Origin of the sequence: Bradyrhizobium manausense (assembly GCF_018130615.1) — a bacterium.
Classification (GTDB): Bacteria; Pseudomonadota; Alphaproteobacteria; order Rhizobiales; family Xanthobacteraceae; genus Bradyrhizobium; species Bradyrhizobium manausense_A.
In genome coordinates, this window is the sequence record NZ_JAFCKB010000018.1 from 110,400 (window position 1) to 134,451 (window position 24,052).

General features: G+C 63.4%; 27 protein-coding genes and 1 pseudogene. 13 read left to right on the forward strand and 15 right to left on the reverse strand.

Annotation, left to right across the window (positions count from 1 at the left end; genetic code table 11):
- The first annotated feature begins 4 nt into the window (after positions 1–4).
- The 3 genes from ntrX to hflX all read left to right on the forward strand — a co-directional run bounded on the left by ntrX (position 5) and on the right by hflX (position 3,265).
- Complete coding sequence (ntrX, locus tag JQ587_RS27930) at positions 5–1,375, forward strand: nitrogen assimilation response regulator NtrX (protein ID WP_194475938.1); 1,371 nt, start codon at positions 5–7, stop codon at positions 1,373–1,375.
- A 247-nt stretch (positions 1,376–1,622) separates the two neighbouring features.
- On the forward strand, positions 1,623–1,871 hold the full coding sequence (hfq, locus tag JQ587_RS27935; RefSeq protein ID WP_007591126.1) for an RNA chaperone Hfq: 249 nt from the start codon (positions 1,623–1,625) through the stop codon (positions 1,869–1,871).
- A gap of 11 nt (positions 1,872–1,882) precedes the next feature.
- Complete coding sequence (gene hflX / locus JQ587_RS27940; protein ID WP_212427435.1) at positions 1,883–3,265, forward strand: GTPase HflX; 1,383 nt, start codon at positions 1,883–1,885, stop codon at positions 3,263–3,265.
- A gap of 60 nt (positions 3,266–3,325) precedes the next feature.
- On the opposite strand, the gene JQ587_RS27945 is transcribed toward hflX, so the two are convergent.
- Together JQ587_RS27945 and mazG are read right to left on the reverse strand one after the other, a co-directional pair.
- Complete coding sequence (locus JQ587_RS27945) at positions 3,326–3,784, reverse strand: GNAT family N-acetyltransferase (protein WP_212427436.1); 459 nt, start codon at positions 3,782–3,784, stop codon at positions 3,326–3,328.
- Between the two features lie 14 nt (positions 3,785–3,798).
- Entirely contained in the window at positions 3,799–4,617 is an 819-nt protein-coding gene (gene mazG / locus JQ587_RS27950; protein WP_212427437.1) for a nucleoside triphosphate pyrophosphohydrolase, read from the reverse strand.
- 126 nt (positions 4,618–4,743) lie between these two features.
- Between mazG and queC the strand changes: the two genes are divergently transcribed.
- Positions 4,744–5,460 (forward strand): 7-cyano-7-deazaguanine synthase QueC, encoded by a 717-nt coding sequence (queC, locus tag JQ587_RS27955; RefSeq protein WP_212427438.1) that lies wholly within the window; start codon positions 4,744–4,746, stop codon positions 5,458–5,460.
- A gap of 278 nt (positions 5,461–5,738) precedes the next feature.
- On the opposite strand, the gene JQ587_RS27960 is transcribed toward queC, so the two are convergent.
- Entirely contained in the window at positions 5,739–5,960 is a 222-nt protein-coding gene (locus tag JQ587_RS27960) for a hypothetical protein (RefSeq protein ID WP_212427439.1), read from the reverse strand.
- Between the two features lie 427 nt (positions 5,961–6,387).
- Here JQ587_RS27960 and JQ587_RS37225 point away from each other — a divergent pair.
- A pseudogene (locus JQ587_RS37225) lies at positions 6,388–6,504 on the forward strand (PEP-CTERM sorting domain-containing protein); the annotation flags it as partial.
- A gap of 116 nt (positions 6,505–6,620) precedes the next feature.
- Here JQ587_RS37225 and JQ587_RS27970 read toward each other — a convergent pair.
- The 3 genes from JQ587_RS27970 to nthA are packed head-to-tail and all read right to left on the reverse strand — an operon-like array spanning position 6,621 to position 8,283.
- Positions 6,621–7,001 carry a nitrile hydratase accessory protein gene (locus tag JQ587_RS27970; RefSeq protein ID WP_212427476.1) on the reverse strand — a complete coding sequence of 127 codons (381 nt, stop codon included), beginning with the start codon at positions 6,999–7,001 and terminating at the stop codon, positions 6,621–6,623.
- A complete protein-coding gene (gene nthB, locus JQ587_RS27975; RefSeq protein ID WP_212302188.1) occupies positions 7,001–7,660 on the reverse strand; it encodes a nitrile hydratase subunit beta in 660 nt (219 codons plus the stop codon). The genes JQ587_RS27970 and nthB overlap by 1 nt, the downstream gene beginning before the upstream one ends.
- Positions 7,657–8,283: a nitrile hydratase subunit alpha gene (gene nthA, locus JQ587_RS27980; protein WP_212427441.1), complete on the reverse strand. Its 627-nt coding sequence runs from the start codon at positions 8,281–8,283 to the stop codon at positions 7,657–7,659. The genes nthB and nthA overlap by 4 nt, the downstream gene beginning before the upstream one ends.
- Positions 8,284–8,346: 63 nt before the next feature.
- Here nthA and JQ587_RS27985 point away from each other — a divergent pair, with 63 nt between their 5' ends.
- From JQ587_RS27985 to JQ587_RS28005, 5 genes are all read left to right on the forward strand, one after another.
- Complete coding sequence (locus tag JQ587_RS27985; RefSeq protein WP_212302190.1) at positions 8,347–9,105, forward strand: PA4824 family protein; 759 nt, start codon at positions 8,347–8,349, stop codon at positions 9,103–9,105.
- A gap of 47 nt (positions 9,106–9,152) precedes the next feature.
- Positions 9,153–9,959, forward strand: coding sequence for an enoyl-CoA hydratase/isomerase family protein (locus JQ587_RS27990; protein WP_212427442.1), 807 nt, complete (start codon positions 9,153–9,155; stop codon positions 9,957–9,959).
- 102 nt (positions 9,960–10,061) lie between these two features.
- Positions 10,062–11,537 (forward strand): DASS family sodium-coupled anion symporter, encoded by a 1,476-nt coding sequence (locus tag JQ587_RS27995; RefSeq protein ID WP_212427443.1) that lies wholly within the window; start codon positions 10,062–10,064, stop codon positions 11,535–11,537.
- Between the two features lie 230 nt (positions 11,538–11,767).
- The gene (locus JQ587_RS28000) at positions 11,768–12,901 is read left to right on the forward strand and encodes a methionine ABC transporter ATP-binding protein (protein ID WP_212427444.1); all 1,134 of its coding nucleotides are present in this window, start codon (positions 11,768–11,770) and stop codon (positions 12,899–12,901) included.
- On the forward strand, positions 12,891–13,556 hold the full coding sequence (locus tag JQ587_RS28005) for a methionine ABC transporter permease (RefSeq protein ID WP_212302194.1): 666 nt from the start codon (positions 12,891–12,893) through the stop codon (positions 13,554–13,556). Before JQ587_RS28000 ends, JQ587_RS28005 begins: the two co-directional genes overlap by 11 nt.
- Positions 13,557–13,614: 58 nt before the next feature.
- On the opposite strand, the gene JQ587_RS28010 is transcribed toward JQ587_RS28005, so the two are convergent.
- Complete coding sequence (locus JQ587_RS28010; RefSeq protein ID WP_212427445.1) at positions 13,615–14,181, reverse strand: helix-turn-helix domain-containing protein; 567 nt, start codon at positions 14,179–14,181, stop codon at positions 13,615–13,617.
- A gap of 202 nt (positions 14,182–14,383) precedes the next feature.
- On the opposite strand from JQ587_RS28010, the gene JQ587_RS28015 reads away from it, so the two are divergent.
- A complete protein-coding gene (locus JQ587_RS28015; protein ID WP_212427446.1) occupies positions 14,384–15,199 on the forward strand; it encodes a hypothetical protein in 816 nt (271 codons plus the stop codon).
- A gap of 50 nt (positions 15,200–15,249) precedes the next feature.
- Here the strand turns inward: JQ587_RS28015 and JQ587_RS28020 are convergent, their stop codons facing one another.
- The gene (locus JQ587_RS28020; protein WP_212427447.1) at positions 15,250–15,957 is read right to left on the reverse strand and encodes a c-type cytochrome; all 708 of its coding nucleotides are present in this window, start codon (positions 15,955–15,957) and stop codon (positions 15,250–15,252) included.
- Between the two features lie 119 nt (positions 15,958–16,076).
- On the opposite strand from JQ587_RS28020, the gene JQ587_RS28025 reads away from it, so the two are divergent.
- On the forward strand, positions 16,077–16,835 hold the full coding sequence (locus JQ587_RS28025) for a CBS domain-containing protein (RefSeq protein WP_212427448.1): 759 nt from the start codon (positions 16,077–16,079) through the stop codon (positions 16,833–16,835).
- A 20-nt stretch (positions 16,836–16,855) separates the two neighbouring features.
- Here JQ587_RS28025 and JQ587_RS28030 read toward each other — a convergent pair whose 3' ends face one another.
- Positions 16,856–17,020 carry a hypothetical protein gene (locus JQ587_RS28030; RefSeq protein WP_212427449.1) on the reverse strand — a complete coding sequence of 55 codons (165 nt, stop codon included), beginning with the start codon at positions 17,018–17,020 and terminating at the stop codon, positions 16,856–16,858.
- 24 nt (positions 17,021–17,044) lie between these two features.
- Positions 17,045–17,260, reverse strand: coding sequence for a hypothetical protein (locus tag JQ587_RS28035; RefSeq protein WP_212427450.1), 216 nt, complete (start codon positions 17,258–17,260; stop codon positions 17,045–17,047).
- Between the two features lie 295 nt (positions 17,261–17,555).
- Between JQ587_RS28035 and ftsH the strand changes: the two genes are divergently transcribed.
- On the forward strand, positions 17,556–19,397 hold the full coding sequence (ftsH, locus tag JQ587_RS28040; RefSeq protein WP_249154562.1) for an ATP-dependent zinc metalloprotease FtsH: 1,842 nt from the start codon (positions 17,556–17,558) through the stop codon (positions 19,395–19,397).
- Here ftsH and JQ587_RS28045 read toward each other — a convergent pair.
- The 5 genes from JQ587_RS28045 to JQ587_RS28065 are packed head-to-tail and all read right to left on the reverse strand — an operon-like array spanning position 19,387 to position 24,044.
- Positions 19,387–20,382 (reverse strand): FAD:protein FMN transferase, encoded by a 996-nt coding sequence (locus JQ587_RS28045; RefSeq protein WP_212427452.1) that lies wholly within the window; start codon positions 20,380–20,382, stop codon positions 19,387–19,389. The genes ftsH and JQ587_RS28045 overlap by 11 nt on opposite strands.
- The gene (locus JQ587_RS28050) at positions 20,379–20,948 is read right to left on the reverse strand and encodes a nitrous oxide reductase accessory protein NosL (RefSeq protein WP_212427453.1); all 570 of its coding nucleotides are present in this window, start codon (positions 20,946–20,948) and stop codon (positions 20,379–20,381) included. The genes JQ587_RS28045 and JQ587_RS28050 overlap by 4 nt, the downstream gene beginning before the upstream one ends.
- Positions 20,945–21,772, reverse strand: coding sequence for an ABC transporter permease (locus JQ587_RS28055; protein ID WP_212427454.1), 828 nt, complete (start codon positions 21,770–21,772; stop codon positions 20,945–20,947). The genes JQ587_RS28050 and JQ587_RS28055 overlap by 4 nt, the downstream gene beginning before the upstream one ends.
- Positions 21,769–22,689, reverse strand: a complete 921-nt coding sequence (locus JQ587_RS28060) for an ABC transporter ATP-binding protein (protein WP_212302205.1) — start codon at positions 22,687–22,689, stop codon at positions 21,769–21,771. Before JQ587_RS28060 ends, JQ587_RS28055 begins: the two co-directional genes overlap by 4 nt.
- Positions 22,686–24,044, reverse strand: a complete 1,359-nt coding sequence (locus tag JQ587_RS28065) for a nitrous oxide reductase family maturation protein NosD (protein ID WP_212427455.1) — start codon at positions 24,042–24,044, stop codon at positions 22,686–22,688. Before JQ587_RS28065 ends, JQ587_RS28060 begins: the two co-directional genes overlap by 4 nt.
- Positions 24,045–24,052: the final 8 nt, after the last annotated feature.

Below are 24,052 nucleotides of genomic sequence, written 5' to 3' on the forward strand. Positions count from 1 at the left end.
ACCCATGGCAAGTGAAATTCTGATTGTCGATGATGAGGCCGATATTCGGGATCTCGTTGCGGGCATCCTCGAAGACGAGGGGTTTGTCACGCGGACGGCGCGTGACAGCGACTCCGCACTGGCAGAAATCGCCAACCGCCGGCCACACCTGGTGTTCCTCGACATCTGGCTGCAGGGCTCCAAGCTCGACGGCTTGCAGCTCTTGGAGCAGGTCAAAAAGGACAATGCCGATCTGCCTGTGGTGATGATCTCCGGCCACGGCAACATCGAGACCGCGGTCGCCGCGATCAAGCGCGGTGCCTATGACTTCATCGAAAAGCCGTTCAAGGCCGACCGTCTCATTCTGGTCGCCAACCGTGCTCTGGAAAACTCGCGGCTCAAGCGCGAGGTGAAGGAGCTGAAGCAGCTCGCGCCAAGCGCCAGCCAGCTCGTCGGCCGCTCGCCGAGCATGAACCAGCTGCGCCAGACTATTGAGCGTGCGGCCAAGGCCAACAGCCGCATCCTGATCGTCGGCCCTGCCGGCGCCGGCAAGGAATTGACCGCGCGCACGCTGCATACGGCCTCGGGCCGCGCGGACGGGCCCTTCGTCGTCATCAACGCCGCGGCAATCACGCCGGAGCGGATGGAGCACGAGCTGTTCGGCGTCGAGCAATCCAACGGCGAGCAGCCGCGCAAGCCCGGCGCGCTCGAGGAGGCGCATGGCGGCACGCTGTTCATCGACGAGATCGCGGACATGCCGCGCGAGACGCAGAACAAGATCCTGCGCGTGCTGGTCGAGCAGTCGTTCCAGCGCGTCGGCGGCACCGCCAAGGTGCAGGTCGACGTGCGCATCATCTCGTCCACCGCGCGCAACCTCGAGGAGGAGATCGCGGCCGGTCATTTCCGCGAGGACCTCTACCACCGCCTGTCGGTGGTGCCGATCCGCGTGCCTGCGCTGTCCGAGCGCCGCGAGGACATTCCCGAACTGATCGACTATTTCATGGAGCAGATTTCGGCGGGCAGCGGTCTGCCCAAGCGCCAGATCGGCCAGGACGCGATGGCGGTGCTGCAATCGCATGTCTGGCCGGGCAACGTGCGCCAGCTCCGCAACAACGTCGAACGAGTCATGATTCTGGCCGCCGGTGGCCCTGAGGTGATCATCACCGCCGATATGCTGCCGCAGGACGTCGGCTCCATGGTCCCGGCGATGCCGACAAGCAACAATGGCGAACACATCATGGGCCTGCCGCTGCGGGAAGCACGTGAAGTATTCGAGCGCGACTATTTGATTGCCCAGATCAGCCGTTTTTCAGGAAATATTTCTCGAACGGCGGAGTTTGTTGGCATGGAACGTTCGGCGCTACACCGGAAGTTGAAGGCATTGGGCGTTGGTTGAGGGCTGCAAGCCCTGTGGCCACGGGCGATACCAAAGGAAAATCAATCGATTTCCGTAGTTTTTCGGGGCTCTGGAACGCGCCCTGCCGCGTGAAGCGGCTTGCCTAAAATGTCCACCTGCCTTCTAATCAACCTGCTGTTCCCTAGAGGGGGATCTCATGAGGGACGGCAACCGGGAGAAGGCCCAAACATTCAAAACAGGGCCGCAACCGGCGCAATAAAAAGAAACTCAAAGCGAGAAAAAAACAATGGCGGCAGACCGCGCACAAAACCTACAGGACACCTTCCTTAATCACGTTCGCAAAACCAAGACGCCACTGACGATCTTTCTGGTCAACGGAGTGAAGCTCCAGGGCATCGTGACCTGGTTCGACAATTTCTGTTTGCTGCTTCGGCGCGACGGTCACTCGCAGCTCGTCTACAAGCATGCGATCTCGACCATCATGCCGGGCGCTCCGATCCAGCTGTTCGAAGGCGGCGAGGATCAGCCGGCTTGAGAGTGATCTGATTGGAACCCCGGAATTTCGACGGGGATGCCGATCGTCCACGGTCGGCAGGGGCTAAGCAGACGGGGCGGGTGCTTGTCATCGGTCCCTATTTGCGGGCGCGTGCGGGGAATGCCGACGCGCAAACGGAGAGTCACGTCCAGCGCAACGCCGAGGCCCGGCTGGATGAAGCCGCAGGCCTTGCGCGTGCGATTGATCTCGTCGTGGCCGATTCGATCATCGCACCGATCAACCAGATCCGACCCGCGACCTATATCGGCAAGGGCAAGGTCGAGGAGATCGCGGCTCTCGCCAAGAGCCTCGATGTCGAGCTCGTGGTGATGGACTGCGCGCTGGCGCCAATCCAGCAGCGCAATCTCGAGAAGGAACTGCATGCCAAGGTGCTCGACCGCACCGGGCTCATTCTCGAAATCTTCGGTCGCCGCGCCAAGACCAAGGAGGGCTCGCTCCAGGTCGAGCTCGCGCATCTCAACTATCAGCGCTCGCGCCTGGTGCGATCATGGACCCATCTGGAACGCCAGCGCGGTGGCTTTGGATTCATGGGCGGTCCCGGCGAGACGCAGATCGAAGCGGACCGCCGCCTGATTCAGGAGCGCATCACCAAGCTCGAGAGCGAGCTGAAAAAGGTCCAGGCGACACGACGGCTGCATCGCGCCGGCCGCCAGCGCGTGCCGTATCGCGTGGTCGCGCTGGTCGGCTACACCAACGCCGGCAAGTCGACGCTGTTCAACCGCCTGACCCGCGCCGACGTGCAGGCCGCCGACATGCTGTTCGCCACGCTCGATCCGACTCTGCGCGCGCTCAACCTGCCGCATGGCGGCAAGGCGATGCTGTCGGACACGGTCGGCTTCATCTCCAATCTGCCGACCCAGCTCGTCGCCGCCTTCCGCGCCACGCTGGAGGAGGTGCTGGAGGCCGACGTCATCCTGCATGTCCGCGACATCTCGCACGAAGACGCCGAAGCACAGCAGAGCGACGTCGACGCCGTGCTGCGCCAGCTCGGCATCAACCCGGACGACAGCGGCCGCATCATCGAGGTCTGGAACAAGATCGATCGCTACGATCCCGAACAACGCGAAGAGCTTCTGAATATCGCGGCGCGCCGGCCCGAAGATCATCCGGCGATGCTGGTCTCGGCCGTGTCAGGCGAGGGGATCGACGCGCTGCTCGGCGCGATCGAGGAACGGCTCGCCGCCAAACGCACCACGCTCGACCTCTCCATCGATGCCGCCGATGGCGCCGGCATCTCCTGGCTGCACCGCAATTCCGAGGTGCTGGCCAAGGAGCTACACGACGGCCGCTTCGACATGACCGTGCGGGTGGACGAGACCAAGCGGGATATCGTGGTCAACAGGTTCGACGCCGTGCCGCATCACGCCACGTAATCTAGCGGCCTTCGGCGCCCGGATTGCGCTGCGTTCCGTCCGGGCGACGCACCGAGATCATCATCTCGACAGGTCGAGACTCATGAACTGGTTGTGCGGGCTCGCCTGATAGTCGGCGAACGGCGCGCAGGACACGAAGCCGGCGCTGCGGTAGAGCGCGACGGCGGGCGCGTGCAGCGGGGCAGTCCCGGTCTCCAGGCTGAGACGCGCATAACCTCGCTTGCGGCCCTCAGCAATGATGTGGTTCAGAATCGTGCGTCCGGCTCCGGTCCGCCGCGCTTTGAGCGCGGCGCGCATCGACTTCACTTCGCCATGTGTTTCGTCCAACTGCTTCAGGGCACCGAACCCAGCCAGCAGGCCATCCTGCCAGGCGGTCCAGAACGTCACGGACCGAGCCGACAGGCCACTCGCATCGAGCGCCTGCGCATGTTCGCCCATGACGCTACGCAGCTCTTCCAGATGGTGCGCCAGCAACTCGGCGACGTGTGGCGCCTTAGGATCGTCTTGTCTGATTTCCACTGCGTGCCCTCGTATCAAGTCGCCGTCTTCGCCGCATTCCATAGCGCATCCATCTCCACCAATGAGGCCTGCTCCAGCGTGCGCCCCTGCGCCTCCAGCGCCCGCTCGATATAGGCAAAGCGCCGCTCGAACTTCGCGTTGGTCGCGCGCAGAGCGGCTTCCGGATCGGCGTCGACATGGCGGGCGAGGTTGACGAGGGCGAACATGAGGTCGCCGGTTTCCTCCGCGATCTCCCGCTTGTCGTTGCGGCCGAGCGCGGCCTCGATCTCGTCGGCTTCCTCGCGGATCTTCTGCAGGACGGCGCGCGGGTCGTTCCAGTCGAAGCCGACGGTGGAGGCTTTGCGCTGCAGCTCCATGGCGCGCGTCAGCGCGGGCTGGCCGGCCTTGACGCCCGACAGCAGGGATTTGTGCGGCGGCGTGACCTCCGGCGGTCGGCGGGCGGCGCGCTCGGCCTTCTCCTCGGCCTTGATCCGGTCCCAGACTTCCTTGACGTGGGAGGAGGCGAGATTGCCATCCTTGTCGGCGAAGACATGGGGATGGCGCCGGATCATCTTTCGCGTGATGGCCTCGACGACGTCACCGAACGCAAAGGCGTTCTGCTCCGAAGCCATCTGGGCGTGGAACACCACCTGCAACAGGAGGTCGCCGAGCTCCTCGCGGAGATCGTCGAGGTCGCCGCGGTCGATGGCGTCAACCACCTCGTAGGCTTCCTCGATCGTGTAAGGCGCGATCGTCGCGAAATTCTGCTCCAGGTCCCAGGGACAGCCGGTCACCGGCGTGCGCAGCGCCGCCATGATCTCGATCAGGCGGGAAATGTCGCGGGAAGGGGTCATTGCGGGGCAGTCTCCTCGGTCCCAAGCCTTATGCCAAAACCGGGCCGCCGTTCCCAGCGGGGCGCAGCGGAACAGGCCGATTTCCACCGATTGGCGCGCCGGACCTGCAATGCTAAAGCGCATCCCATGAGCGACGCATTTTCATCACAAGCCGCGCTGGTGCTGTTTTCCGGCGGCCAGGATTCCACCACGTGCCTTGCCTGGGCGCTCAGCCGCTTTGCGCGCGTGGAGACGCTGGGGTTCGAGTATGGGCAACGCCACGCCGTCGAGTTGGACTGCCGCGACCGGCTGTTCGACGGCATCAAAGCCTTTCGCGGCGATTGGGCCGCAAAGCTCGGCGAGAGCCACACGCTGTCGATCCCGACGCTGGCGGCTGTGTCCGAGACCGCGCTGACGCGCGACGTCGCGATTGCGATGGGCGCCGATGGGCTGCCAAACACATTCGTGCCCGGCCGCAATCTGGTGTTCCTGACGTTTGCCGCGGCACTCGCGTATCGCCGCGGCATCACCCACATCGTCGGCGGCATGTGCGAGACCGATTATTCCGGCTATCCCGACTGCCGCAACGACACCATCCGCGCCGTGCAGTCCGCGCTCTCGCTCGGCATGGCGAGAGCCTTCGAGCTGCACACGCCGCTGATGTGGATCGACAAGGCCGCGACGTGGAAGCTGGCGCACGATCTCGGCGGCGACGCGCTGGTCGATCTCATCCGCGAGCAGTCGCACACCTGCTATCTCGGCGAACGCGGCGCGCAGCATGAGTGGGGTTATGGGTGCGGCGAATGCCCGGCGTGCAGCCTGCGGGCGAAGGGCTGGGCGGAGTACGCTCAGATGCGATCGTAGCCGCGATCGTCAGCGGCCATTCGGTCGCGCGGAGCGTGGGCGTCCACCGACGGGAATCGAGCGTGCGCCTACTTTCCGAATTAAATAACACCATGACCCAAATTGCAGCAGGATAGGGTTGGATATTACCGCATCGCCTGCCCGGGAATGGTTAATTATCCCGTTTATCGAAACGCTCTCAAAAGGCAAATGTTACTAAAAAACAAATAGGTAGACGAGTTAAGAGAGACGCAATTGCCATGTTTTCCCGAAACCTTTGACGCGACCTGATCAATCAATTAAAGTGCAATTAAGCGAACATTTTTTGCGACCAATAAATATTCCGTTTTTTCAGTAGGGAGTTCATACGTGACCAGATTTAAGACAAGCGCGATCTTTGCAATTTTGGCGACGTCTGCGGCCGCCCTTGCCGCATCGCCTGCCCGAGCCGATTTCGTGTTCGCAAACGACATCAACGGCGTGGTTCCGGGAAGCAATCCCGTTGCGGCGAGTGTCAACATGAGTCAGACCGCGACGACCGTAGCCGGTCACACATTCTATGGAATGTCTGGATCGGTGAAGATCGACTTCATGGCGAATGTCGACGTTTCGACCGCGAATGGGGCGGCGTCCATCGACGGGATCAAGAACAAGGGCACGATCACCCCGATCAATACGCTTTGGATCACGCCTGAAAACGGAACAGCGTTCAACGAGTTCTCGTTCCGCGGGGCGGTGCACACGAATGCCGATCAGTTCATTACGGTGACGATAACGGATCAGCACGGTTCTGTATTCAACTTCAAGATTACTGATAACGGCGACTTTTCGCCGATCGGTTTTGAAGCAAAGAAGGGGACCGGCGAGCTGATCAAGTCGATCACGATCCAGGGCCAGGGGTTGGGTTTCGACGACTTCAAGCAACTTGGCTTCGGTCTTTATCCGGACGCTGTGACCGCCGTTCCCGAAGCGTCAACCTGGGCGATGATGCTGTTCGGCTTTGCCGGCGTCGGCTTCGTAGCCTATCGCAAGAAGGCCAGAGCCGCCGGTCTTCGTCTCGCCTGAGCCGATACAAATATCGACGGCCGTCCGATCGGGCGGCCGTGTTCCTTTGCAGCCACGATTTCGCATCATAGGGACGGCAGCCGTCGGCCAATTCCGACCGCCGGCTGCAAACGAGGCTATCCCGCAAAATCCTCTGGCCTGAGCTCGATCGGCTTGCCGTGCGGGGTGCGGTCCGCAGCATGATCCCAGGCGTCGCGGTAGCGATGCAGCGTATCCATTGATGCGACGCCCTTGCGTGCGACGAGGCCCTCGAGCGTGGCGAGCCAGTGCAGATAATACGTGTCGCCCGTGTCAGGATCCCCCGCGGCCTGGGCACGCTGGATCTCGTCCGCCAGCGCTGCGGCCCATTCCGGCCAGGTGAATACGCCACGGTCATGCAGCGTGAGCGCCATCGCGAAGGCGTGCGCCTCCCAGGGCGCGCGGAACACCGGGCCGTCGTCATCGCGCGGGATGCTTGGAATAGCCGTAGTCACGGCGGCAGCGAGCGTGCTGCTCATCATGCCGGATCCAGATAAGGCTCGAACGCGTCGATCGAGACCTTTAGCGTGGGATCACCATCCGCGCCCCAGAGATCGCGCCCCTCGAACACGACCGTGTAGAGCCATTGCGGATTTTCGCCGAGCTCCATCGCCGCCGAGTCCGGAAACACATGGCAGCCGTGGTTCAGCTCCACGACGCCGACATGACCGCGGACATAGCGCGGCAGCCGTGTGTGCGTGGTCGGATGAATGTTTTTCGCGCGCACGCGATCACCGATGTTGAATTTGGCGGGCGCAGGGGCCGGGCGGGCGAACTGGCCGCGCACCATGATGCGCTCGACATTGGCGAGATCGAACTTGCCGTGCATCAGCGCCTTGCCTGGCTTCATCGCGTGGCCGGCGGTAACCTCCTCGCGGGTGAGGTAGCCCTTCGCGATCAGCATCTCCTCGAGGCCGAGGAACCACTTCTTGTAGTAGGAGCTCGAGAGATAGACGTGCGGCGGAATCATCTCGCGATAGAAGCGCGACGTGTCGATGTTGAACGCGCCGGCGGCGCCCATCGCGCGCACCATCGCCAGCACGCGGGACTCCCACGCCTCGTGGAATACCGGCTCGTTCGGCTCCGGCTCGACCTTGCCGAAGCCATCCATGCCGCCCATGTCGTGCACGCCGTTCACGACGCCGCTCCGGGTGTCCTGGGAAAACCGGTCCCAATCATGGAGTCGCGCGTGACAAGCGCGGCGAGCTGCTCCTCGCTCCAGCCTTCGGTGCCCGCGGGGCGCATCGGCAGCACGAGGAAGCGCGTCTCGGCCGTGGAATCCCACACGCGGATTTCAGTGTCCTTCGGCACGCTCACGCCAAAATCGGCGAGCACGCCGCGCGGGTCTTTCACCGCGCGCGAGCGGTACGGCGAGGCCTTGTACCAGACCGGCGGCAACCCCAGCATTTCCCAGGGGTAGCAGGAGCACAGCGTGCACACGACCATGTTGTGACGCTCAGGCGTATTCTCGACCACGACGAGATGATCGCCGACGCGGCTGACATGACCGAGCGTGCCGATCGCCCTGGAGCCGTCCTCCAGCAGCGCTTTCTTGAACGCCGGATCGGTCCACGCCTTGGCGACGACGCGCGCCCCGTTGTGCGGGCCGATCTTGGTTTCATAGGCCTGGATGATGGCGTCGAGCGCGGCCGGCTCGACATACCCTTTTTCGGTCAAGATCGTCTCGAGCGCGCGCACGCGCAGCTCGGTCTCCGACAGCTCTGAGTGATCGTGATCGTGGTCGTGATGATGCTCGTTCATAGCCTCGAAGATAGTCCGAGAATCCGGGCCTTGTCGAGGCGAAGACTCTGCTAACATCGCGCCATGGGCTGGGCCAAACAAACCGGAATCACCGCCGCGATCGCTGCTTTCGTCGCATTCTCGGCGCAGGATGCGCGCGCTGCGAATGGCGCCTATGCGGTGGATGCCGCCGACATCTCCGAGGTCGGCTCCTGCAAAGTGGAAAGCTGGATGTCGATGGCGACCAACACCGACTTCGCGGGAGTCGCCAATCCCTCCTGCGTCGTCGATCCCTTCAGGCCGATCGAGCTGAGCATGCAGACGATCCGGTCCCGCAGCGACGGCGATTGGAGCACCACCATTGCACCGAAAGCCAAGACCAACTTCATCCCGACCGGGATCGGCCGGTGGGGGTTGTCGGCCTATGGCGGCGGATCATTCGACGCGGCGACCGGCGAAATGCTGACCGCCTTTGCCGTCATCCCTGCAACGTTCCGCCTTTCCGAAACCACGCGTATCAACGTCAATGGCGGCTGGCTCTGGGATCGCACCTTGGATCGCCACTATCTGACCTACGGCATCGGTTTCGACTGGAAGTTCACCGACACCTTGCAATGGACGATCGAGGCCTACGGCCAGGCCGGCGCTTCCGAAGTCCAGAGCGTCATCCAGCCGCGCTTCCAGACCGGAATCCGCTACCGGCCAAACGAGATCTTCTCCGTCGATGTGATCTACGGCCGCAACATCGCCGGCGAGAATGCCAACTGGATCACACTCGGCACCACCATTCGCTTTCCGGTTGGTGGCAGTGAGCCGGAACACCGGCGCACCGGACATTTGTGAGCGATCCAAAACCAAGATCCGGGACCAACAAGAGCAGGAGCCTTGCCTTGACGGACTATGTGACGATTGAGAAGGGGCACGGGCCGGAGGGACGGATCGCGATCGTGCGGTTCGACCGCCATGACGGCATCAACGCGCTGTCGCCCGAAGCGCTGCGCCAGCTCACGGCGGCGGCGCGGAGCTTTGAAGACGACGAGACAACCTCCGTCGTGGTGCTGACAGGCAGCACCAGCGCGTTCAGCGCCGGCTTCGACCTCAAGGATGCCGAAGGCCGCTCGCGCAAAGAGATGGATCTCGGCGCGCGGCGGCGGCATCTCAAGCTCGGGCCGCGCCTGACACGCGCCTGGCAGGAGATGGAGCAGATCACGATCGCGGCGATCGAGGGCTTTTGCGTCGGCGGCGGCGTGGCGCTTGCGGTCGCACTCGACTTCCGCGTCATAGGGCGCGACGCGCATCTGCGCGTGCCCGAGATCGGGCTCGGCATGAACATGAGCTGGCAGAGCGTCCCGCGGATGCTGCACCTGATGGGGCCGGCCCGCACCAAGCAGGCGGTGATCCTTGCCGATGAGCGCGTCTCCGCCGACGAGGCCTATGAATGGGGCCTGGTCGAGCAGGTCGTCGACCCCGGCCATGCCTTCGATGCCGCCATGGAACTGGCTCGCAAGGTGGCCGCGCAGCCGCCGCTCTCGGTCGCCATGACCAAGTTGACCGTCAACCGGCTCGCGCATGCGCTGGATGACCTCGCCAGCCACATGGATGTCGACCAGTTCGCGCTGGCAAGCCTGAGCGAGGACCACAAGGAGGGCGTCGAGGCGTTCCTCAGCCGCCGCAAGCCAAGGTTCCGAGGACGGTAGATCCCGTCCCATTGATCAAGCCGCGGACAATCCGTATACGCCGCGCGGGGAAGGCCCGGCCAACGGGCCGCACGATACCGAGGCGATTGAGGGGGAGGGCGCATGACCGCCAGTTCGCAGGCACCTGAGGCGAAAGGCTTTCGCTGGAAACTCATTGCGCCGCTCGTGGTGTGGCTGGCGATCTATCTGTTGCCGGTGCCGGCAGGCCTCAACGTGAATCAGTGGCACTATTTTGCCGTGTTCGCGGCCGTCATCACCGGGCTGATCCTGGAATCGATGCCGGTGGGCGCGGTCGGCCTGATCGGACTCACCGTCGCCGGCGTCGGCGGTTACATCGATGCCGATCCCAACAAATCGCTGCGCTGGATGCTGGCGGGTTTTGCGGAGAGCACGGTGTGGCTGATCGTCGGCGCCTTCGTATTCTCGATCGGCTACCGCAAGAGCCAGCTCGGCCGGCGCATCGCGCTGGTGCTGGTGCAGAAGCTCGGCCGCAACACGCTCGGGCTCGGCTATGCGGTCGCGATGTCGGACTTCCTGCTCGCACCCGCGACGCCGTCCAACACCGCGCGCAGCGGCGGCATCGTCTATCCCATCATCAGCAACATCCCGCGCATCTATGGCTCCGAGCCCGGACCGACCGCCGGCAAGATCGGCACTTATGTGATGTGGACCGCGTTCGCGGCAACCGCAATCACCAGCTCGCTGTTCTTCACTGCGCTCGCGCCCAATGCGGCAGCGCTTGCGATCGCCAAGAAGACCGTCGGCGTCGAGGTGAGCTGGGCGCAATGGTTCATGGGCTTTGCGCCGCTCGGCATCCTCCTGATGATCATCGTGCCGCTGCTCGGCTATCTCGTTTGCCGTCCCGAGGTGAAGCGCAGTCCCGAGATCTCCGAATGGGCAGCGAAGGAGCTCGGCGAGATGGGCCCGATGTCGCGCAACGAGTGGATCATGCTGGCACTGATCGTGCTCGCGATGTTCATGTGGATCGCGGGCTCGAGCCCTGACATCCGTGTGCCCTTGCTCGGCTCGAACTTCGTCAATGCCACCACGGTCGTGTTCATCGTGATCTCCCTGATGCTGGTGACCGGCGTGATCGAGTTTGCCGACATTGTCAGTGAGAAGGGCGCCTGGGAAGTGTTCTTCTATTTCACCTCGCTGCTGACGCTCGCCTCGGGGCTGAACGAGATCGGCTTCATCAAATGGTTCGCCAATGAATTTGCAAAGCCGCTCACGGGGCTCGCACCGTCGACTGCGATGATCCTGCTGGTCGCGCTGTTCTTCTGGATCCATTATTTCTTCTCGAGCATCACCTCGCATGCGGCTGCCGTGCTGCCGGTGGTGCTCGCGGTCGGCTCCGGCATCCCAGATCTCCCCGTGACGACGCTTGCGATGCTCTGCATGTATTCGCTCGGCCTGATGGGCGTGATCTCGCCTTACGCCACCGGGCCGGCGCCGATGTATTATGGCAGCGGCTATATCGGGAAGGGCCAGTTCTGGGGCTTTGGCCTGTTGTTCGGGGTGCTCTATTTCGCCGGGCTGCTGGCGATCGTGCTGCCCTGGCTGGCAATGGTCCGGTGAGCCTGCCGCAGGCCGATAGTACCGGAAGACGAATTTTCTGCTGGGGCAGGAGATTGGGAAAACTTCGCCCAATCCCCGCAAATATCTGACATTGCAAGAAAGACCGGAAAAGGCGATGGTGCACTGCAATGCAGCGTCGCCATCGGCACCCTGCCATTGTTCCACCCTCCGTCGTTTTGGAACGACCTGGTTCTCGCGAGCCTTTCGGGCGGGCGAGCTAAACATCGTGCATGAAAGCCGTTTCCATGAATGCGCACCCCTCGCTGGTGATCGGAGAGCCGGTCGAGATCCGAGACGCACCGGCGGAGCCGGAGGCGATGGTCCGCTTCGCTGATATCTCGAAGACCTATCCCGCGTATCGCGGCAAGCCCGGCGTCAACGCGCTGCAGGGCATCGACTTCGCGATTGCACGCGGCTCCATCACTGGCGTGATCGGCCGCTCCGGAGCCGGCAAGTCGAGCCTGGTCCGCCTCATCAACGGGCTGGAGAAGCCGACCACCGGCCGTGTCGTCGTCAACAACAGAGACATCTCGGCGCTCACGGGGCGGGACTTGCGGCTGGCGCAGCGGTCGATCGGCATGATCTTCCAGCATTTCAACCTGCTGTCCTCGCGCACCGCCGCCAACAACATCGCACTGCCGCTCGAAATCGCCGGCTGGTCCAAGGCCGATATCAAGGCCCGCGTGACCGAGCTGCTCGCCCTCGTCGGCATCGCCGACAAGCACGACCGTTATCCGTCGGAACTCTCTGGCGGCCAGAAGCAGCGCGTCGGTATCGCCCGCGCGCTGGCGACGCGGCCTAGCGTGCTATTGTCCGACGAGGCAACCTCCGCGCTCGATCCGCAGACCACCCGCGCGATTCTCGATTTGCTTGCGAATATCAACCGCGAGCTCGGCGTGACCATCGTGCTGATCACCCACGAAATGTCCGTGGTGCGCCAGCTCGCGAAGGAAGTCGTAGTGTTGGATGCCGGCCGGGTCGTCGAGAGCGGCCACGTCGCCGACATCTTCACCCAACCCGAGCACCCGATCACGCAGTCGTTCCTGGCCGAGGTCACGGGCGACAGCCTGCCGGTTTCGCTGGCCAGTCGGATCGTGCAGGAGCCGGGCAGCCACGCCGTGATCCGCGTCCAGGTGCGCGGGGCAGGAGCCGGCGATACCCTGATTGCACGGCTCGCCCGCGAGCTCGGCCTCGACGTCTCGCTGCTGTCTGCGCGCATCGACGAGATCGGCGGCCAGCATGTCGGCTCGCTGGTGCTCGGCATTCCCTTGAGTATTTCCGGCGGCGAAGACGCGGCGACGCGCACGCTGGCCTGGCTGTCTCAACATCAATTCCCGGCGGAGCGTCTTGGCTATGTCGCCTGAACTCATCAACCTCATCATCCAGGCCACCTTCGAGAGCCTGTACATGGTCGGCATCGCCGCGCTGCTCGGCACCGCTTTCGGCCTGCCGCTCGGCGTCTTCCTTGCGACCAGCCGGAAAGGCGAATTGTTCGCAGCCCCGACGGTCAATCGCGTGCTCGGCATAGTCGTCAATGCGACGCGCTCGACGCCCTTCATCATTCTGGTCGTCGCCATCATCCCGTTTACGCGGCTGATCGCCGGCACCTCGATCGGCTCGACCGCGGCGATTGTGCCGCTGACGATCGCCTCAGCGCCGTTCATTGCGCGCCTGGTCGAAGCTGCAATCCGCGAAGTCGATGGCGGCCTAATCGAGACCGCGTCCTCGTTCGGGGCTTCCCCAATCCAGATCGTGTTCAAGGTGCTGATCCCGGAGGCGCTGCCAGGCCTGCTGCTGGCGCTGACCCTCGCGGTCGTCAGCCTGCTCGGCTACTCCGCCATGGTCGGCGCCGTCGGCGGCGGCGGGCTTGGCGATCTTGGCATCCGTTACGGCTACCAGCGCTTCATGCCGGAGATGATGCTGGCCGTCGTCGTCGTGCTGATCGCGCTGGTGCAGCTCGTCCAGAGCGCAGGCGACTATCTGGCGCGACGGGTCAATCGCCGGCTGCGGCACCGCTGATCCGAACTCTGCTCGGGGACACCGAACAACTCAGGCGGCGCCTCGTGCAGCCACGAGGCTAGCGAAGGAGGGCCCCGGCAGACGCGTGCGGCCCAGCTGGCGGCAATGCAATCGAGGCCGGGCCTGCAACGAGACTGTCGAGATCGACCAGCAGCAGATCGGCAATGTGCGTGAGCTGGTGGAGCGGGATGCTGATCTCGCCGTTTTCGGCGCGAGCGATGAATTCGGGCGAGACCCCGACGTGGTTTGCAATCTGGGCCACGGTATAGCCGCGCGCCTCGCGGGCCCCCTTGACCTGCGTGCCGATATGGCGACGGTGCAGGACCTGCTCTTCCTCGGTCATCATGAGGGCCTGCTCGTCCGCGCTCGCGACGCCCTCGGCGAAGGCGACCCCGAGCAACCGCCGCTTCTGCCAGGCGATCCGGCAAGCCTTTCGCAAGCCGTCGGCAAAGACCAGTGTGGCCTCCTTCGGAAACGCCAGCGACCAGTCGAGCCTCAGCCGCGCGCCGGTGCCGGACACATCGGCGATGGTGCAGGGGATGCTCACGCTGCCCCTCGCGCCGTCGAACTCGATGATCCCGGTCCTGGCCGTGGTTTGCCTGGTCGCAGCGCGCAATTCGCTCATGGACGTCGCCCCCAAGATGCCCGGCACTTGCTGAAAAACTCTGCGGCCGATTTTACCGCCGGGTTTCCCGGGGCTCAATCGAACCCGTAGGCCATGGTGAAGGATTGGTTCCGGCCGGGCAGGGCCCACCGCGGGGGATGAACCTTCGGGTCCGGCACGGCCACAAAGACTGGAGTCGCTTCCTGGCCTTCCGGACATCGCAATGAGATCGCTTGCGCTGCTCTGCCTGCTCGCCTTCGCCACGGCCGCACATGCCGCCGCGCCCGAGCAGCACTATCTCGACCTGCGCGACCGCTATATCGCGAAGTTTGCGAAGGCCAAGGAGAACGACGAAACTTACAAGCAGCACGATGCAGCGCTCGACGAGCTGACCGGGGTGCTGCGCGGGCTGGTGGGGCCGATCAGGATCAAGGGTCTGCCGGCCGACGGCAAGTCGAATGTCGACACGCTGTTCAAGGAAGACGTCGGCTTTGGCCATCTCGACGGGCTCGGCTTCGCCACGGAAGGCGACAAGCAGCAGGCCGTGGTGACCACGACGTCGCTGCTCAAGCACTGGCTGCACGAGCACAGCAAGGATGGCGTGCCGCAGGAGGTCGATGCGGCGCTTCGATCAGATCGCTTCTACTATCAGGCGATCCAGGACGCGGCCTTCGCCAAATATGCCGAGCTGCCGATCACGAAGCCCGCATCCGCGAGTGCGGCCGTAGCTGTGCTCGGCGTGCGTGGCAACGGTGACCTGAAGGGACCTCCGCACGAGATCGACGTCGTTGCGATCCAGGGCGACAAGGTTTACTTCCTCGCGGCAAGCGAAGCCGCGAAGACGGCCGAAATCCCGGCTTGCAAAAAAGTCCGGAAGCAGATGATGGCCAGGAAGGCCCCGCAGGACGCCCTGGCCAAGGGAGATCAGGCGATGAACGCCTACACCAAATGCTTCGCCAAGGAGGCACCGAGCCAGAGCTGGTTCGCGGCAACTGTCAAGAAAGCGCAGAGCCAGCTCGAACAACGGCCGCTGCGCTAGAGTACGCGAGATCGCTATGACATTCGAGCTGCGCGCCCGTTCTGCGCCTCTCAGCGCCGCTGGTCTGCTCGCAATGTCTCGAGATAAGCCACGATCGCTTCTATCTGATATTCGGAAAGCCTCGGATTCGGCATGGCTTGACTTGGTCCAATTCGCCGGTGGTTTGATGTCAAGAACTGCCGGAGGTCGTCGGCGGAGAACGACGGGCGGTTGACGATCTCCAGGAAGCCTGGTGGCGGTGGACGGAGCGGGAGCGCTTCCTTCACAGCGTCGGTGACGGCGTGGCACGTTCCGCAAGATGCGTGGACAAGTGCGCGCCCTTCGGACACCTGGTCGACAAATAACTGATTGGGGACCGGCAAGGTGAGCGGCACTTGAATTGTGATCGAGGCATATCCGCTGCCCCGGTGGCAACCGTTGCATTCGTTGGTCAAAGAGGCATACGACGTCATGAACGCCGGGACGTTCTTTGATTGGAGTGCCTGGCGCACCGCCTTTAGCTGTTCCTTGGCGCGATCGACTCGCGACGGATCCGTCAGCAACTTGCTGGTAGCTTCAAGGTTCGCGTCGATCTGCTGAAGCTCGTAGCCCGCCAAGGCCCAGTTGCTCAGCTTGCCCGCAAACCATAACTTTGCGTGCTGGAGCTGGAGTTTCGTCATGAGGTCAGACAACGTCGCAGACACATCGGCTGGCGTCGCAGCGCCGGAGGCCGACAGCGTGACCAGGATCGCAACCAACAAAACCGCCCGCAATAGCATGTTCGAAGTGTTCCGATATCGATTGTCAGAATGACGTCCCGGCCTCTCTCGGCCTTGATCTTGATCAAGACGTCGTCTGTCACGGCACATACCTCTTGGGCATTTCCGGAGCGGAAGACATGCGCGCGCATCAGATAATGTCACGACGGGTTGTGACGATACGGCCTGAGGCCCCGATCGCCGATGCAGTCAAGGCGATGCTTGCCCATCACATCAGCGGCCTGCCCGTTGTGGATGTGGCAGGCAAACTCGTCGGCATCCTGTGCGAGAGCGATTTCCTCAGACGCAGCGAAATCGGGACGGAGCATTTGCGCAACCGATTACTCACGATGCTGATCGGTGCCGATCGGATCGCAGGCGAGTTCGTGAAGGAACACGGACGCCAAGTCGAGCAGGTGATGACTCGTCAGCCGGTTTCCGTCAACGAGCAGGCGCCGCTTTCTGAGGTCGCGGACTTGATGGAGCGCCGGCATCTGAATCACGTTCCGGTCATGCGTGGCGAACGCATCGTCGGCATCATCACCCGATCCGACTTCCTGTCCGCAGTCGCCGGCCCGCTGACGAACTCCTCCGGCTATTCCAAGGATGACAATCAGGTCCGTCGGTCCGTTCTCGCCGCTCTGGCCCGAACGCCGTGGCAGCCGGTCGGCCTGAATGTCGGCGTGAAGGATGGCACTGTCACGCTACGTGGCGTTATCGGGGGCGAAAATGCGCGTCGGGCAGTGACCGTGGCTTGCGAGAACGTTCCAGGTGTTCGAGGGGTGGATGACCGCCTTTGCCTCCAATCCTCCCAACCCGATCCCGAAGATGACTACGGCGGAGGCGATTTCGTGTCGCTTCAGTGGGAGCCTTCCGCTGTCGATGACGAACCATTGTAGCCCAGCGGGAAGCGCCGGCTTTATTCGCCAGCCGGCCGCGTCTTGAGCTCGCCGTCGATCATGCGACGGTTTCCCGATAGCGCGGTACGCCTTGCCAACCTGCCGATCGACGACCAGAAGAGCGTGATTTCGAGCACGCCGTAGAGCGCGAGCACCATCAGCGCCTTGATTGCTTCATTGGTCATTTGGGGTCCCTCCGCGAAATCGATCTAGATCGGATGCTTCTTTAGTCGGGCCAGTTCGGTAAGAGCTTGGGTTGGATGTGGCTTGTCAACACTCAGGGTTGCAGCCGCCCCCGCACTGACTTCCGGCTGCGTCAGCCGGGCGGTCAGCATTATCGCCATGACGGCAATGTTGATGAGCAGCACAGAAATGACCACCTTCAGGTGGGTTGCCTTATCTGCGGTGTAGACCGAGTGATTCACTGCAGGCTCCATTGTCAACGAGCCGATGTGCTGGCGAAATACTTACTAGCGCTTCGGTCCGACGACCGAAATTCGGGCGCTTCACCTAGGGAAATGTCCGTAGGCCACGAAGACGCGCTGGGAGCTCCAGGCAACGAGTACCTTTGGGCGGGCCCCGCGCCATGGCACCGCTGGCGTCGCGTTGACCTGCGTCAAGGGGAAATCGCCGCTGCACCGGTAGCGTTTCGGTTGCGGTCGAGGTCGATGGGAGAAGCAGGTGGACTCCGAGCAAATATCGCGCAAGCAGACCATAACGATGGCCGCCATCTTTGCGGGCTGCATACTGCTCGTCGTGTTGCAGTTCATTACAACCACATACAATTCAATCGAAACCATCCCCTACAGCCAGTTTGAGCAATTGCTCGCCCAGGAAAAGCTCGCCGAGGTGTCCGTCGGTTCGGATACGATCCAGGGAAAATTGAAGGAACCGCTGCCGAGCGGAAAATCGGCGTTCGTCACTGCGCGGGTTGATCTGGCGTTGGCCGAAAAGCTTGCGGCAAGGGGCGTGAGCGTGACCGGCGTGCCGTCAAGCAGCGGACTGCAAAGCCTGCTGTCCTGGATCTTCCCGGTCATCGTCTTCTTCCTGATCTGGTTCTGGCTTGGGCGCGGTGTGACCGGCGGCCAGGGATTCGGAGGGCTGATGGCGATCGGGAAGTCCCGCGCCAAGGTCTATGCCGAGAAGGACATCAAGGTCACCTTTGCCGATGTCGCTGGCGTCGACGAGGCGAAGTTCGAGCTTCAGGAAGTGGTTTCATTTCTGAGGGATCCCAAGAGCTACGGCCGCTTGGGCGCCCATGTGCCAAAGGGGATATTGCTGGTCGGGCCGCCGGGAACGGGAAAGACCTTGCTCGCCCGCGCGGTGGCGGGCGAGGCCGGGGTTCCGTTCTTCTCGATCTCCGGCTCGGAATTCGTCGAGATGTTCGTCGGAGTTGGCGCCGCGCGCGTTCGGGACCTGTTCGAGCAGGCACGCAAGGCTGCGCCGTGCATCATTTTCGTGGATGAGCTCGACGCGCTGGGACGCAGCCGCGGGCCGCTGTCGGTCGGCGGCTACGACGAGAAAGAGCAGACCCTTAACCAGCTCCTGTCCGAGCTCGATGGATTTGATCCCAGCGCAGGGGTCATCCTGCTCGCAGCCACCAACCGCCCCGAGATCCTGGATCCCGCGCTGCTGCGGGCCGGCAGGTTTGATCGACAGGTCCTCGTCGATCGGCCGGACAAGACCGGGCGTGTGGCCATTCTCAAGGTGCATGTCCGCAAGATCCACATGGGCGAGGATGTCGACCTTGACAAGGTAGCCAGTCTCACCACCGGGTTCACCGGAGCCGATCTCGCCAACCTCATCAACGAAGCCGCGATCGCCGCGACCAGGCGGAGCGGCGAGGAGGTCTCCTTCGCGGATTTTGTCACGGCGATCGAGCGGATCGTGGCCGGGATCGAAAAGAAGAGCAGGGTGCTCGGCAAGAACGAGCGGCGCAGGGTTGCGTATCACGAGATGGGACATGCCCTCGTCGCAGCGAGCCTGCCCGGCGTCGATCCCGTGCAGAAAGTGTCGATCGTCCCGCGTGGAATCGGGGCGCTGGGGTACACCATCCAGCGTCCGACCGAAGACAGGTTCTTGCTCACGGTCGAGGAGCTGAAGAACCGCATCGCTGTGCTGATGGGAGGGCGCGCGTCGGAGCACCTGATTTTCGATGGGGCCATTTCGACCGGCGCCGCTGATGATCTTCAACGAGCAACCGAAGTCGCCATTGAAATGGTGACCAAATACGGCATGGACGAGACCGTGGGACAACGCACCTATGCGCCGAAACCGCAAGCCTTTGTTGCCGCCCCCCAGGACGCAATCGTTGCGGCTGCGGAAGCCACGGGCCGTGAGATCGACCTTGCGGTGCGGAACTTGGTCGAGGAGGGCGACCGTCGCGCCCGCGATATCCTGCAACAACGCCGAGCGGACCTTGAGGCCGGTGTCGAGTTGCTGATCGCAAATGAAACGGTGACCGCAGAGCAGTTTGCGCCATTGCTCGGCAAGACCGCCGAAACGGCAGGTCGAACGCCGACGCGCAGTTCAAGGGCGATGTCCGTCTCGGCTAAGCCGTGAGTTCCACCGATTGGCCGGCATCATCGATGAGATGCACGCGGTCGATATCGACACGCGGCAGCAACGATCGAATCTCCTCTTCCGGCATGAAGCTGAACGCCGTCGACAACGCGTCTGCCGCGGTCGCGCTGTGGGACACGGTGGTCACGCTGCGATAACGGCGAGCGCATCCGCCCGTTCGGGGATCGAACAGGTGGTTGAATTGTCCCTTCGGATCGAACCGGAATCCGTAGCTGCCCGAGGTCGACACCGCACGATCGACGATCGGCAGCACCGCTGCCGTCCGGCCCGCGATATCCGGATCGGCGACGCCGACCTCCCATGGTTGTCCGTCCGGGCGCGCGCCAATCGCTCGCGCTTCCCCCATATCGACCAGGCTTTGGGAGATGCCGTGGGCGCGCAGCAAGTCCACCACCTTGTCCGTGACATAGCCTTGCGCAATTCCGTTCAGAGTGACGGCCATGCCGCGGGGCATCACGATCCGATCGCGGCCGACCGTCATGCGGCCGCTCCCGACGCGCGCGAGCGCGGCCTCGATCTCCGCTGCTGCCGGGCCGGCCGGATTCGCGTCATCTCGCGCGAAATGGCTGGCGTAGAGGTCCCACAGCGGCTGCACGGTTACATCGAAAAATCCGCCCGTCAGCCGTGAGTAGTGCTGCGAGGCCAATAACAAATCGACCATCTCGGCAGTGGGATCAACCAGAATCCCGGTACGGTTCAATGCGACCAAGGCGGAGTTGTCCAGGTAAAGACTGAACTGCCGCTCGAGCCGGCGCGCCTCGGTACAAGCCAGCGCGATCAGCCGTTCCGCCCGCCTGCGATCGTTGCAGTGGATCTCCATCGTCGCGACTGCCCCCAGCATCGTGCCTCGCCAGACTGCCGGCGAGACGTCGGCGCGAACGGAGCGTCCCGTGGATAGCAGGCCCAGGCCCGCCGCTGCGGCACTGATCCGGATAAAGCGTCGGCGCGTCGGCATTCGCATCATGGTTGCCCCTTCGATCGCTCGCCCGGCAGTCCGTCAATTCCCTCGGACGCCGCGCCAATGTTGGCAGTCGCCGACGTCAGGACGTAGTCACGGGGCACATCGTCGAAGCCAACGATCCTGCCGCCATTTTCGCCGGCAAATTTCTCGGCTGCGCCGCGGTCAGAGAACGGAACGGCCTCATCCCCTCCCATGCCGCTCTTGACCCGGCTTTCGATCACGAACAGCGCCTTCCGCGCCTCGACCCAGTTGTCGGGACCAGGCTTGTCCCAGCTCGGTGCTTTGGCCATGTCGGAGACGTAAATCGCCTGGATGTCCTTGGGCTCATCCGGCAGATGGGTGAACGCAAGCGTGTCCCGCACGGACGAGAACCAGACGGGCTCGATCAGGCTCGCGACGAAGATATGCCCTTTTGGGCCCGGATGCTCGAGCACGTTCATGCCGCAATAGTGGCCGATGTCCTCCGCGGTCATCCGCTGCGGCGGCGGGATTTTCGCTGCCTGTTTCTCGTTGCAGCCCGCAAGCGCGAGCGGCAGCAATAATGCGCAAGCCATCACCCACCGTCTCATAGCTCTCTCCGGGAGAAAGCAAGCGCGGCGAGGGCCAGCGGAACCATGGTCCAGCAGAGCAGGGCGGCCAGAAGGACCGGCACTGTCAGCGACGTGCTTTGCGAAAGGCCGGCCATGCCGGCAAAAGTGCTGACATTGGCGAACCCGGTCAGATTGATCAGCCGGTAGGCGTCGGTCGGATTCGACAGCAGCATCGCGTTGAGCGCGGTCGCGGAGATGTTGCGTCCCTGGTCGAGCGCAAGCACACCCAGCAGGGCCATGTCGTAGATCAGGACCAACAGCAGCCACAGCCCGATGCAGATTCCGGCTGCCGTTCCCCGGTCCCGCACAAGCGCGCTGACCAGATATCCGATCGCCACGAAAGCTGCGCCCAACAGCACGGAGGAGCCGATCATGGCCATGAAAGCCAGCAGGCTATCGGTATCGATGCGGCTGCCGGTCGCCGCCAATGCTCCGACGGCAAGCCCGTAGCCGAGACACGTCGCGAAGGCGAGAACAGCGAGATGCCCCAGGAACTTGCCGAGCAACACCTGCCATCGCGCGACCGGATAGCTCAGCAGCAAGAGCATCGTTCCGCGCTCCATCTCGCCCACGATGGCGTCGTGAGAGATCAGCAGCGCGATCAGCGGAACGAGAAAGATCGTCAGGCTCGACAGGCTGACGATGACCACGTCCAGCGTGCGAACGCCGACATTCCCGGTTGGCGCGCTGCCGAGAAAGCTCATCGTCAGCGCAAGTCCGGCGAGTAGCAGCGTTGCCGCAAGCACCCAACGATTGCGGATGGCCTGGTGGATCTCCTTGGCAGCAACGATCAGGACATTCATGGAGCCTGCTCCGATTGCCTGAGGAAGTGTGCGTAAAGCTCATCCAGCGACGGCGGGATCACGTCGACGTCCTCGACGGAGTTGCCCGAGGCCGTCGCGCGGTGCAAGAGCTCGATCTTCCGCTCCGGCGCGGCGTCGATCTCGACGATGTGGCCGTTCAAGCGGCGGCAGGTCGCGTCCTGTGGGGCCCAGCCCGGCAGCCCGCTCGGATCGAGGCCCGCAACCTTGAGGCGGATCCTGGTGGGCAGCTGGGCGAGCCGCCGCAGCTCCGCGATCGATCCGTCCGCGACCTTGATGCCCCGGTTCATGATGATGACCCGGCCGGCGCGCTCCTCGAGCTCGGTGAGCGCGTGAGATGACAACAGCACGGTTGCACCATCGGCCGCAAGCCGCTGGATGACGTCGTAGAAGGTCTGACGCAGCTCCGGATCAAGTCCGGTGGTCGGCTCGTCCAGCAGCAGCACCCGCGGACGTCCGATCAACGCCTGCGCAAGTCCCAGGCGCTGGCGCATGCCCTTCGAATAGGTGCCGACCCGGCGACGGCTGGCCGCTCCCAATCCCACGGTGTCGAGCAGATCGAGTGCCGTCGCCACCGGCTCGCGCTTCAGCCTCGCGTAGAAGGCCTGCGTCTCGCGGGCGGTCAGCGCGGCGTCGAAGGAGACGTTCTCGGGCAGGTACCCGAGCTGGCGGCGACCTGCGAATTCGCCGGCGGCAGGATTGTCTCCGAGGACCTCGATCGAGCCGCTGGTCGGCCGGATCAGCCCCAGCATCAGTTTCATGAGCGTTGTCTTGCCGGCGCCGTTGTGGCCGATCAGGGCCACCAGCTCGCCTTCGCCGAGCGCGAACGAAGCGCCGCGGACGGCTTTGACGCTGCCGTAGTCTTTCGTGACGTCCAAGATGCGCACTGTCTTCATCATCGCGCCTCATTGGCCGTGCGGCGCGGGGGCGGAGATATCAGAGGGTGGCTATCGACGACGCCGCCCGGCAGCAGCGCCGGGAATTGCGCCTGCGCCCAGCGGATCACCTGGACCGCGGGGCTGTTGATGAGGACCTTGGCGGCGGGCGCGGTCCACAACACGCGATCGATGAGATCGTTCGGCCGGTACGCGGTATCGGCGATTCCGTCCCCATTGAGGTCGAACGCCGGATTGTCGCTCCAGTAATTGCCGCGCCCGCCGGTCGACCAGTCCAGGTCCCGGGTGCCGACGTACTTCACCTGGTTGGCGTTGTCGACGAAGGCATTGCCCGTGATCTCGTTGCCTTCGGAACCGGCGGTGAAGTGCACGCCGATGGCGCAGCGCTCGAACCAGTTGTTGCGGAATTTGTTGTGATTGGCGTTGTAGATGAACACGCATTTTTCGGGGCCGCTCCGGAGAGGGCGCGTCCGCACCGGCTCCGGAAGCATCCCTCGCTCGTCGTCGGGACCGCTGTCCGTCCCATCCATCATCGAGCTCAATGGGCCGCCCGTGACGCGGTTGCCGTTGATCTCCGCGTAGTTCGCGTAGTTGAACAAGAATCCGTGGTCGCGATCGTGATCGGAGATGTTGCCACGGATCACCAGCCGGTTCGAATACATGATGGCATATCCGACGTGGTTACCGACCGATACGTTGCCGCTGACTTCGCTGTCATTGGTGTACATGTAATGGATCGCGAAACGGACTTGGTCGAAACGATTATTGATGAATCGGTCCTTGCTGCTGGAGATCGAGAAGATTCCGTCGCGGCCGTAGCGAAACGTATTGTCTGCGATCGTGACGTCGGGCGCATTCCAAAGCGAGACGCCGTTACCGGCCTCGCTGAGACGTCCGCCGCGCAGTCCCTCGACATCGTTGCGAACGACTCGGGATCCCCGGGCGCCGTGCACGTAGATGCCAAAGAGGTTTCCTGCCAGATGGTTGTCTTCGATCGTCGCCCGTTCGGCCGTCTTTTGCAGGAAGATTCCGGAATTCATGGCCTGCAGATCGCGGCCGGATCCCCGGATGGTCACGCCGCGGACCGTGACGTCTGGCGCGCTGACTGTAATGACGTTGTCGGTGGTGTCGCCGTCGAGTACCGCCCCTTGTTTGCCGATCAGCTGCAACGGGCGATCGATCCGGACCGAACCGTGATATTCGCCCGGCGCGAGCTCGATGATGTCGCCGGCGCGCGCGCCATCCAGCAGCGCCTGCAGCGGCCGGCCGGGCGAAGCCGTCAAGGTCTCTGCATCAGCGAAGCCAGACATTCCGGCGGCGATCAACGCCGCCGGAAACATGCGCAACAGAAGGTTCACGAGGTCGC

Coding starts and splice junctions, on each gene's coding strand:
- JQ587_RS28060 (WP_212302205.1), bottom strand. CDS start 22,689: ATGATGAAGACAGTGCGCATCTTGGACGTCACGAAAGACTACGGCAGC.
- JQ587_RS27970 (WP_212427476.1), bottom strand. CDS start 7,001: ATGAGCAGCACGCTCGCTGCCGCCGTGACTACGGCTATTCCAAGCATC.
- JQ587_RS28005 (WP_212302194.1), top strand. CDS start 12,891: ATGTCGCCTGAACTCATCAACCTCATCATCCAGGCCACCTTCGAGAGC.
- JQ587_RS28025 (WP_212427448.1), top strand. CDS start 16,077: ATGCGCGCGCATCAGATAATGTCACGACGGGTTGTGACGATACGGCCT.
- JQ587_RS28045 (WP_212427452.1), bottom strand. CDS start 20,382: ATGATGCGAATGCCGACGCGCCGACGCTTTATCCGGATCAGTGCCGCA.
- JQ587_RS28015 (WP_212427446.1), top strand. CDS start 14,384: ATGAGATCGCTTGCGCTGCTCTGCCTGCTCGCCTTCGCCACGGCCGCA.
- nthA (WP_212427441.1), bottom strand. CDS start 8,283: ATGAACGAGCATCATCACGACCACGATCACGATCACTCAGAGCTGTCG.
- JQ587_RS28055 (WP_212427454.1), bottom strand. CDS start 21,772: ATGAATGTCCTGATCGTTGCTGCCAAGGAGATCCACCAGGCCATCCGC.
- JQ587_RS27985 (WP_212302190.1), top strand. CDS start 8,347: ATGGGCTGGGCCAAACAAACCGGAATCACCGCCGCGATCGCTGCTTTC.
- JQ587_RS28010 (WP_212427445.1), bottom strand. CDS start 14,181: ATGAGCGAATTGCGCGCTGCGACCAGGCAAACCACGGCCAGGACCGGG.
- JQ587_RS28050 (WP_212427453.1), bottom strand. CDS start 20,948: ATGAGACGGTGGGTGATGGCTTGCGCATTATTGCTGCCGCTCGCGCTT.
- ftsH (WP_249154562.1), top strand. CDS start 17,556: ATGGCCGCCATCTTTGCGGGCTGCATACTGCTCGTCGTGTTGCAGTTC.
- hfq (WP_007591126.1), top strand. CDS start 1,623: ATGGCGGCAGACCGCGCACAAAACCTACAGGACACCTTCCTTAATCAC.
- JQ587_RS28030 (WP_212427449.1), bottom strand. CDS start 17,020: ATGACCAATGAAGCAATCAAGGCGCTGATGGTGCTCGCGCTCTACGGC.
- JQ587_RS27960 (WP_212427439.1), bottom strand. CDS start 5,960: ATGTTGACACTCGCCGCAACGGGATTGCTTCCCGGAACCACGCCGTTG.
- JQ587_RS28000 (WP_212427444.1), top strand. CDS start 11,768: ATGAAAGCCGTTTCCATGAATGCGCACCCCTCGCTGGTGATCGGAGAG.
- queC (WP_212427438.1), top strand. CDS start 4,744: ATGAGCGACGCATTTTCATCACAAGCCGCGCTGGTGCTGTTTTCCGGC.
- mazG (WP_212427437.1), bottom strand. CDS start 4,617: ATGACCCCTTCCCGCGACATTTCCCGCCTGATCGAGATCATGGCGGCG.
- ntrX (WP_194475938.1), top strand. CDS start 5: ATGGCAAGTGAAATTCTGATTGTCGATGATGAGGCCGATATTCGGGAT.
- JQ587_RS27995 (WP_212427443.1), top strand. CDS start 10,062: ATGACCGCCAGTTCGCAGGCACCTGAGGCGAAAGGCTTTCGCTGGAAA.
- JQ587_RS28020 (WP_212427447.1), bottom strand. CDS start 15,957: ATGCTATTGCGGGCGGTTTTGTTGGTTGCGATCCTGGTCACGCTGTCG.